The sequence below is a fragment of the Bacillus cereus group sp. BfR-BA-01356 genome (assembly GCF_022663635.1).
GTDB classification, from domain to species: Bacteria; Bacillota; Bacilli; order Bacillales; family Bacillaceae_G; genus Bacillus_A; species Bacillus_A cereus.
In genome coordinates this window covers 1-9,758 of record NZ_JAKUFX010000178.1, presented here as the reverse complement: position 1 = coordinate 9,758, position 9,758 = coordinate 1, and the positions used below count along the sequence as shown (strand labels likewise).

Sequence of the window (9,758 nt, the reverse complement as noted above, 5' to 3'; positions counted from 1 at the left end):
TTTTACATAAAATACTGGTCTAGTTTCGTGATGTCTTTTTTAAGCAATTTGTCCTTTGATAACTTCAAAAGATATTATTTTTCAGTTGACATACTACCGCAGGTCTTTTAGTACTAATCAGCACTAATTTGATGTAAAAAAAAAGCTTCTTTTATCGAAGCAATTTTAAAAAATGATCTGCTGTTTTCGTGATTACAGTTGCATCTTTCAATGTTTCTGAAATAAATAACGCTCCTTCAAGATTTGTAATAAAAAGTGATGCAACCTCATCAATATGAATCGTATTTCTGAATTCTCCATTCTCTACCCCTTGTTTAAGTAATAGAGAAACTTTCTCTTGTAATCCTGTAAAAAAAAGACCTATTTTTTCTTTTATTTGCGTGGCCTGTGTAGGACTTTGAATATACAGAGTAATAAATGGACAGCTCCCCTTATACTCTCTCGACTGAACTCCTTGTGATAATTGCTTTAAAAACAGTTGGATACGATCTTCAACTAAAAATTGGTTCTGAGAAAGTACGTCATCAATTGCAGTTTGATACATTTCAATCCAATAATCAACGACTCCTTCTAATAATACTTCCTTATTAGAAAAATGATAATACACATTAGACTTTGAAACTTTGCTTACACGTACTAATTCATCCATACTTGTATAAGCAAACCCTTTTTCTAAAAATAATGTTGCAGCTACTTCAATCACACGTTTTTGATTCATTAATTTTACCTTTGTCATAACTAGAACTATATAGTACTAATTTAAACATTGCAAGTATTTATGTTAATTTTTAAAAAAGTTTGATTAAAAAAGTTCCACTAACATTGATTTTACTGCAAAAAAATCTTATTTTGAATAAAGTTGAACTGAACCCCGAAATTGTTAATTCACTATCGTCTAATAGAGATCACCATACTACCCATCAACTTAAGAAAAAGAAATGCCCCCAAAACGAAAAAATGAGCGGCTTCTCAGAATAGCTATCTGTAGAAAAAGAATTTTTTAATTTAGGGATATATGAAAGTATTAGCTTGATGGTGATGTGGCGGTACCTCATATAAAGAAATTTTAAACATCTTAATCTGCCTTTCCTTTATGTAAATATGGGAATAACGAAATTACCCCAAGGATAGCTAAACAAGCTCCAATCCATAGAGGAGATACAAAACCATATCCTTTACTGATCCCAAGACCACCTAATGACGAACCAATAACAATACCTAGCGTAATAAAAGAACTATGAACGGTATTTATCATTATTCCATTACTAGCTGTTTTCATCACCCTCGCAACCATAGCTGGATTCAATGCTACACCAGTTAAACCAATAAAAATCGTAGAAATAACTGCAATGTATTTATTCTCTGCACTTAAAGCAAATAAAGACAACGCTATGATTAATATAATTAATCCACCCATAAGTATTTTCATTGTAAATTTATCAGCGAACTTGCCAATTATTATATTCCCAATTACCGTCGCACTACCATAGAGAGCAAGTAAATATGGAATACTTGCACTTGAAAATCCTGTAACATTTGTAAAGATAGGAGTGAAATAGCTAAATGCTGCAAACGTGCCACCAATAATGAACATACTTGTTACGTACGCTGCCCAAAGATGAATATTCTTAAATCGCAGAAGTTCGTCTTTCCAATTTAATTGCTCTTTATTTGAAGATGATGGTAACAACCGTTGAATCATAATCCCTGATACTAGCACAAGAACAGAAACAGCCCCAAAACTAATACGCCAGCCAAAATATTGCGAAATAACGGTCGTTATAGGTAAACCTAATACAGTTGCGAACATTAAACCTGCAAGTACAATTGATGCAGCTTTTCCCCTTGAATCAGAGTGAACCAATGTCGCAGAAAAGGAAATCGCAACTCCAAAAGCTGAAGCTGAAGCAATACCAGTTATAATACGCGAAATCATCATAATATCATAGTTCCAAGCAATAGCTCCGAGCGATTGACCAATTAAAAATATGAACATTAAAAACAATAATGCTTGTTTGCTGCGCATTCGTAAGAGGATTGCAGTTAAAATGGGGCCTCCTATTACCATTGCTCCTGCATAAGCTGAAATTAAATACCCAATAGATGATACAGGAACCTGGAATGCAAGAGCAAGTTCATTCATCATACCTGCAACCATAAATTCTGATGTAGTCATACAAAAGATTGCTAAAGCTAATAAATAAATAATCGATGACATAAAAACACTCCTTATTCATTATTGTAATGATCGGTACAAAAATAGTGCGAAAAAAGAGCGCACTAAGCGCCACAAATAGACTCTACTGTTCCTTTGATAACTTGTTCAGACAACATCCGATTTTGCATCGATACATTAAGAACACGGAATCCGTAATAACTGCTTAAAAGCAGACTAGCTAATTCCTCAGCTGATTGCTTCTTTGAAATTTCACCTGTTTGCAATCCTTCCTCCATCACTGTTTCAATAGCTTGTTTAAGAAGTTCAACATGCTTCGAGAAAATTTCTTGTACCATTAAATCGTTTTTAGCACGTTCTATACTGGCATTAATCAATAAACATCCTTTTTGATCCATATTCTCAAAGTCTTCTTTCAATGCCCATTCAAAAAAATTACTTAATCGTTCTTTAACTGGAATTGGAGTATGTAACAATTTCTTTTGTTCCCTAATCCCAATTTCATGGTAGCGTTCTAATACTTGTTCATACAGTTCATGTTTACTACCGAAAGTATTGTATAAACTTCCTTTTCCAAGTCCTGTATCACTGCATAAATCTTGTGTAGAACATCCTTCATATCCTCTTAACCAAAATGTTTTCATTGCAACATCTACAATTGAGGAATAATCAAACTCTCGAGGTCTGCCGCGTTTATTCAATCGTATCCCCCTCCTATTTTAAAGATAACATGAATAGAATACCCTTTTTTGTACCACACGGTCAATAATTTATTTTATTGTTACTGTAAAATAAAATTTGATTATTTTAGATTACAGTAACAATAAAAAATAGCCCCCTTATTCAAGTTGCCTAGCGAAAAAATCACGTTTGAATAGGCTTCTTTAGCATCCCTACCTTTCTATACATCACCAGATATGAAACGAGGATCGTTTCATATCTAGTAATTTACTTGATTAGCTTAATGGGTATGGAGTAGTACCCCTATAAACAAAACCCTCCAGAAACATCTAATACTTGCCCTGTTACCCAGCGGCTATCAGAAGAAGCAAGGAATGCTACTGCATCTGCAATATCTTCAACTTGCCCTATTCGTCCGAACACAGATGAATTCGTAGCAAAATTTCGTATTTCCGGATTATCTAGCAATTTCGCATTGATATCTGTCTTCGTATATCCAGGCATAATTGTATTCACTGTTATACCTCGTTCTCCAAGATGTTTAGCTAGAGGAAGTGTCATCGTATTTAGTGCACCTTTACTTAAACCGTATGCAATGGACCCTGTAAAACCAAGTCTTACTTCCGCTGATGAAATGTTAATAACGTGCCCTTCTACTCGTAGTAACGGTAATGTTTGCTGAATTAAAAAGAATGGCGCCTTAATATTTACGGCCATAATTTCATCAAAAATTTCTTCTGTTGTATTTTCAATCGTCCCTTGTGTACCTATCCCTGCATTGTTTACTAAAATATCAATCTCTGATGTACCAACTCTTATTTGTAATTCATGCTTTAACTGTTCTACTAGCTTTTTGACACCATCAATTGAATTGAAATCCGCTTCAATTAAGAACGCTTTTCCTCCATTAGATTCAATCTCACTAATTGTTTCATCTGCAGCTGCCTTATTTCGGCCGTAGTGAATCGCAACTAATGCTCCATCTTTCGCCAATCTCATCGCAAATCGCACGGCCAATTCCGCGACTCGCTCCTGTTACTAACGCTACTTTCCCATCAAGATTCTTCATTTTTTCCATCCTTCCTAAATTTCCGTTTGATAAAAACCTATACTTATATTTTCATGTAAACACCAATCATTTTAAATATAGATTTATAGGTAATTTAGTCCATTCGCTTATGATATTATAGTTATAATTCGTAATTTACTTTATAAAACAAAAATAAGGAGGCTACACAATGCAAAACGCCGTAAAACTGGATGAAATCGATCATAAAATTATGAACTTGTTGTATGAAAATGCGAGAATTTCTGTTTCAGAAATAGGACGAATTATATCCATGACGCAGCCTGCTGTAAAAGAACGTATTAACAAGCTTGAAGATCAAGGAGTTATAGCGGCTTATCGAACGAAATTTGAGCCTGCAAAAATTAATAAAAACATTCAAGCATTCATCATGTTTAAAACGAGCCAATGCTCTGATTTTATCCAGTATTGTAATGCAGCTCCTGAAGTAACTGATTTATACCGAATTAGCGGGGAATTTAATTATATGATGAAGGTCATGAGCGATTCGATGGATTCTCTCGCTACATTTTTAGACTCTTTAATGCAATTTGGATTATCGTCTCCTTTAATTGTTTTAAAGAGTGAGTTTGAGGAGAAATTGTCGTTCTAATAAAGGGATACGTATTATCCCCGGCTAACAGTAAAAGTTTTTTCTTTATGAGAAAAGCCAATAAAATTAATGATTAGTAAACAAAAAAGAACATTGATATTTCAATGTTCTTTTTATATCTCTACTTATGAATTAGATCTCTATTCGAAAAAAGCACCTTAATCCCCTTACCCTTGATTCCTCTGCACCTCTCTAAATTCCTCCTTCACCTTCTCTAACAACCCTTCTTCCGTAATTAATCGATACGCCGTATTTGCTAATGCTTTTGCCGATGTAATTAATGCTTTATCTCCAAGTTCTGAACGTGCTGCTTCTCTAAATTCATTCGTATGTGCGATTAAATCATCTGGTCCGATTTTAATGTACGGATGAATTGTCGGTACAACTTGACTTACGTTTCCTGCGTCGGTTGAACCGATCCCTACTCTTTCTTTACGATTTACATCTTCACCTAATAGTTCTAGTTCTTCCGCTACAATATCGTTATATGTTTTTGTTACGAGTAATTCATCGATTTCATTTTGGAATTGATGGATTTTTACTTTTGCACCTGTTGCTAACGCTGCTCCCTGTGCAATGTTTCTTACTTTTTCTGTTACTTCCGCGCATCTTTTTCGCGTTGCTGCACGGATGAAGAACCTTGCTGCGGCATAGTCAGGAATAATGTTAGGTGCTTTTCCGCCTTCTGTAATGACGCCATGAATTCTCACGTCTGACGGAAGTTGTTGGCGAAGTGCGTTAATACCGTTATAGAGCTGAATCACCGCATCTAATGCGTTAATTCCCTCTTCTGGTGAAGCTGCGGCGTGAGCTGTTTTTCCGTAAAAATGAAAATCAAGTGGATCGACTGCTAGTGAAGGACTCGTTGTCGCTGTCTTTCCGCTCGGATGAATCATAAGCGCCGCATCAATATTTTTAAATAAGCCTGCCTTTACATAACTCGATTTTGCGCTACCGTTCGGTCCTCCTTCTTCAGCTGGTGTACCAAACACGACAACTTCCCCGCCAATTTCTTCAAGCGTTTCTGATAATGCGATTGCTGCTGCAACACTAATTGTGCCGATTAAATTGTGACCACACGCATGACCGAGTCCTGGTAAAGCGTCGTACTCCGCTAAAAATGCGATTGCCGGTCCTTGTTTTCCAGAGCTTTTTCGCGCGATAAATCCCGTTTCATGTCCAGCTATATTGTGCTGCAACTGAAACCCTGCACTACCTAGTAATAAACTTAACGTTCTTGATGCGTAAAACTCTTGGTTTCCAATCTCCGGATTCGCATGAATATCATGACTTGTTTCTATGTACTTTTCCTTATTTCTTTCGATACTCTCTTCAATTGTTTTTCTTTGTGACGCTACTCCTGTCGCTCCCATTTTTCTTCCTCCTTTTATTTTCACGTAAAAAAGCCTCTTTCTAAAAGATAGAAAGAGGCTTCTGTATATACAGTCAAAATGAGCTTCTTTCTTATCTTTCAAGTTACCTTGCTGGAATTGGCACAGTATTCATAACGAATCCGCTGCCGAGGTATCATAGGGCCAGTCCCTCCACCTCTCGTGATAAGAATTTTCATAAAATTATATTAAATTATTTTTTATTCTAAGTTCATTCCAAGTAAAAGTCAAGGAATTCCTATCCGAATTTACCGAATATCTAAAAATCCTTTTAATACACCAATTGTCTCAGGTGCTTGCAGTCTTGCACATACGTACGGAAATTCCGTACTACCTTCAAACATCATTTGAGATGTAAGCGGTGCGCCTGCCCAGAAGATTTCATCATCGATTACTAGGAACGGGAATGCTTTATTTTGTCTTTGTAACTTTACATTTTTCAGTGGAACTGGTCCGTCACTATACACTGTTATTTGCGCATTTGTACGCATTAACGCTTGCCATACTCGCTTATCCACTTGTTTTGTACTTGGAAGTGAAATAATAATTTTTCGTTTTGCTGCTAAAATATCTTTTAATAGCCCTTTCGTTTCCTCAAGATTCATTTCCATAAACCAGCGTAAACGTTTCGATATTTTTCGTTCCCACAATTGTCTTGATGTCGTGCGATCATACACATCTCCGTGACGTTCTATATGAGCTGTTAATTGTGATAACGCTTGTTTTCTCGAAAGGTTTTTACGCATATAATGGCAATCTGATAATTGAATGAACTTCCCTCTCGCCCTTGTCACTGCTACATTGACGAGGCGATGGTTTTTGTGATCAAAGAATAATACGCCAGGTCGTTCTTGCGGATAACTGTCAACCGTATCAAAAATCATCATATCTCTTTCAGAACCTTGGAACTTATGAACTGTCGCCGCTAAAACTGGTATGTTTTGATATTTCGTTCTCTGCAACATTTCTCTCATACACGTCGATAAAAAGCGTGACTGCGCCCTGTAAGGTGTCACAATACCAATTGATTGCACACCATCTAACAATCCGATTAACATCATTTGCATTGCTACTAAACCAGACATAATGTTAAAACGTGAACCAGAAGCAGCATCTTTTAACGAAAAAGCTCCCATTTGGCTCGTATCAAATAAAACGCTCGCCTCATTTGCGAACGGCTGTAACTGTGCAAGTTCTTTACGCTCTGAAACAGACGGATGATCGTATACTCTATTTTTATAAATAAACGAATTCGTAAACTTCGATATATCCGCATGCATACGTCTTTGTTCCTGCAACATAAATAGGTTTGGGTGTGCTTCTGATTTATTAACAGACTCAACAATCCCAGCATGGTAAAACATATCTTCCCCAAGCCATTTGCGAACAAGTTCATGATTTGCCATCGCAATTGGAGGTAACTGTAAAAAGTCACCGCAAACGACGATACGTTTCCCAAGTGAAGCAGCTAATGCAATTTGCGGAACGAACGCCATACTCACCTCATCTACGACAACTAAATCAAATGTACGCTCATAAATTAGCGCATCAATGGCACATTTCGATAAAGTTGCGCCGATTACTTTCGCATTTTCAATATATTCTTTTTCTACTTCTTTAATTTTAGCCTTTTGCTTGCGAAGATCACTTTCAATCTCCTGCATACGCTTCTTATCAGAGGACGTTGCCTTATACGATAAGATTTTTTCACGAAGCTCTTGGCGTGTCTCTTCTAAATAGAGTCTTTCCTCACCCCATGATTCGTTCGTCGTTTCAACTAACTTAGATGCAAGTAACGTTTCATGATTTCGTATATGTTCATGTTGACTATAACCGTAACGAACAATTTCGCCAGGCGTCCATTTCTTTTTCTTCTCAATTTGCTTCGTTACTTCACTCATTAATACGTCTACTGCCGCATTACTATGAGCTAACACAAGTACCGATTTTCCTTTTTGATAATGGGCCGAAATAATACGTGATAAATTGTAAGACTTCCCTGTTCCCGGCGGTCCCCATACGTACGTTGTCGGATTATAAAACGCGCGATATGCCAGTTCATTTTTTGGATTTTTCATCTTCTCAATATGTTTCGGGCTGCTCGTCCCATCAACAAGACGCTTTATACGATTACGTTTCAGCTTATCTTTACGTGCTTCTTTCAATCGCTCTTGCAGTTGCTCTAACAATTGCCACGGTTCACTGTATAAAACCGCTTCTCTTATTTCACCTTGTATATAATCATTTAATTTCAGCTCTATTTCTAATCCATGTACAGATAACACTTCCCCTGTCGCTTCCTCACCATCGAACTCAATTCGAATCGGTGAACCTTCAGGTAAGCTTACTTCCGAAATAAGCTGAAATACGTATACTGTACTTTCATAATCTGTATATAAAAAACGACCGTTCATGATAGAAATTTTACTACCACCTATCGTTTTCCAATGTTTAATTTCATACGCTAATGCATAATGCCACTCTTTCATCGTTTCCGATAATGAAGGAGTTTGAGTAGGTGTATTCATCGTATAATCTCCTTCCTTCTCCCCAAACATACTTTCTCACTATACCATATAACACGCTAAAATTTGTAAGGTTTTTATCTTGCTTATTTTCTTAATTTTCAATAATATATTGTGTATAATTTTCAGAAAGAAGGAATCTACATGCCAGTCAGAAGAATAGAACACGTTGGACTTATGGTTGCAAACTTAGAAGCATCTATCTCATTTTATGAAGAAGTAGTCGGCTTACAGCTCCTTAAACGCATAGGGCACCCAAACCCAGACTTAAAACTCGCTTTTTTAGGTGTGGAAGAATCGAAAGAAACGATACTCGAATTAATTGAAGGCTACAACTCTTCCCTTCCGGCAGAAGGAAAAGTACATCACATTTGCTTTAAAGTGGATTCATTAGAGGATGAAATCGAAAGACTAAAGAAACACGCAGTAACCTTCTTACTAGGAGAAGAAATCGAAACATTACCAGATGGAACACGTTACATATTCTTCGCTGGCCCTGATGGAGAGTGGATTGAGTTTTTTGAGACGGAGAGATAAAGTGAAACTTTATTTTGCGGGATAGAAAAGGAGCCGGAATTCTGGCTCTTGTTTTTAACCAGTAACAATGAAACATACCTCCAACCTAAGAATTTACCAAGATTAAAAACACAATCATTTTGTTAGGAGGAGAGAATGGGAAATACAGTCTTTATTATTGTTTTTTGGATACTGATACTATTCCCAATCCTTTATGTAATCAAGATAAAGGATTGGAATATAAAAACAGCTGCCTTATTTGTTGGAAGGATTCTATTAAGCATTTTCTATTTCATAAATGGAATGGTGTTAGGTCTGCAACGAAATTGGATAGAACCTCCCCATGAAACAGAATGGGATTTCTTTGTAAAGTCTTTACTAAACGGAAAAACTGATGCACTTATACACTTTTTACTTCTAATTATTATCATTACTTTGGATTTATTCTTTACATTTTATTATATCAATAAAAAGAAATAGGATATTCTATCCTATTTCTTTTTTTTATGAGTAGCGCCATATCGCTATCAAACTAATGTTTTACGCTGCCCCTAAACAATAATTTTTTACATTTTTACTCTGAGAATGTCAATTTTACTATTTTTGGGGTATTTATTTTTACTAGCTTGATGGACATGGGTTTGATTTATTTTCTTAGGTTAGTAGACATGTGGTGCTATCCCACATCCATCAACTTAAGGATTTAGACTATTTTTGAAGTTAAAAGCACGTTACTATTTTCTTATGTTAATGAGAAAGGGTGACGTGTTTTTTATGAATATGAATCAAA

The 9,758-nt window shown here is 36.0% G+C and carries 8 protein-coding genes, 1 pseudogene and 1 riboswitch; of the genes and pseudogenes, 3 read left to right on the top strand and 6 right to left on the bottom strand.

Going from position 1 to position 9,758, the window contains the following annotated elements; all coding sequences use genetic code 11:
* Window positions 1-151 precede the first annotated feature (151 nt).
* The 4 genes and pseudogenes from MR168_RS30700 to MR168_RS30685 form a co-directional block, all read right to left on the bottom strand.
* Window positions 152-718, bottom strand: a complete 567-nt coding sequence (locus tag MR168_RS30700) for a TetR/AcrR family transcriptional regulator (protein WP_001072327.1) — start codon at window positions 716-718, stop codon at window positions 152-154.
* Between the two features lie 357 nt (window positions 719-1,075).
* On the bottom strand, window positions 1,076-2,218 hold the full coding sequence (locus MR168_RS30695; RefSeq protein ID WP_006918182.1) for an MFS transporter: 1,143 nt from the start codon (window positions 2,216-2,218) through the stop codon (window positions 1,076-1,078).
* Between the two features lie 62 nt (window positions 2,219-2,280).
* The gene (locus tag MR168_RS30690) at window positions 2,281-2,877 is read right to left on the bottom strand and encodes a TetR/AcrR family transcriptional regulator (RefSeq protein ID WP_086412476.1); all 597 of its coding nucleotides are present in this window, start codon (window positions 2,875-2,877) and stop codon (window positions 2,281-2,283) included.
* 283 nt (window positions 2,878-3,160) lie between these two features.
* Window positions 3,161-3,926, bottom strand: a pseudogene (locus MR168_RS30685) (SDR family oxidoreductase).
* 169 nt (window positions 3,927-4,095) lie between these two features.
* On the opposite strand from MR168_RS30685, the gene MR168_RS30680 reads away from it, so the two are divergent.
* Window positions 4,096-4,536, top strand: a complete 441-nt coding sequence (locus MR168_RS30680) for an Lrp/AsnC family transcriptional regulator (RefSeq protein WP_086412475.1) — start codon at window positions 4,096-4,098, stop codon at window positions 4,534-4,536.
* Between the two features lie 167 nt (window positions 4,537-4,703).
* Here the strand turns inward: MR168_RS30680 and MR168_RS30675 are convergent, their stop codons facing one another.
* Complete coding sequence (locus tag MR168_RS30675) at window positions 4,704-5,909, bottom strand: M20 family metallopeptidase (RefSeq protein ID WP_086412474.1); 1,206 nt, start codon at window positions 5,907-5,909, stop codon at window positions 4,704-4,706.
* Window positions 5,910-5,997: 88 nt separating this feature from the next.
* Window positions 5,998-6,099, bottom strand: a riboswitch (SAM riboswitch).
* Between the two features lie 76 nt (window positions 6,100-6,175).
* On the bottom strand, window positions 6,176-8,485 hold the full coding sequence (locus tag MR168_RS30670) for an AAA domain-containing protein (protein ID WP_140159408.1): 2,310 nt from the start codon (window positions 8,483-8,485) through the stop codon (window positions 6,176-6,178).
* A gap of 111 nt (window positions 8,486-8,596) precedes the next feature.
* Here MR168_RS30670 and MR168_RS30665 point away from each other — a divergent pair, with 111 nt between their 5' ends.
* Together MR168_RS30665 and MR168_RS30660 are read left to right on the top strand one after the other, a co-directional pair.
* Window positions 8,597-8,989 carry a VOC family protein gene (locus tag MR168_RS30665; RefSeq protein ID WP_086412472.1) on the top strand — a complete coding sequence of 131 codons (393 nt, stop codon included), beginning with the start codon at window positions 8,597-8,599 and terminating at the stop codon, window positions 8,987-8,989.
* Window positions 8,990-9,124: 135 nt separating this feature from the next.
* On the top strand, window positions 9,125-9,448 hold the full coding sequence (locus tag MR168_RS30660; RefSeq protein WP_016122820.1) for a hypothetical protein: 324 nt from the start codon (window positions 9,125-9,127) through the stop codon (window positions 9,446-9,448).
* Window positions 9,449-9,758 lie beyond the last annotated feature (310 nt).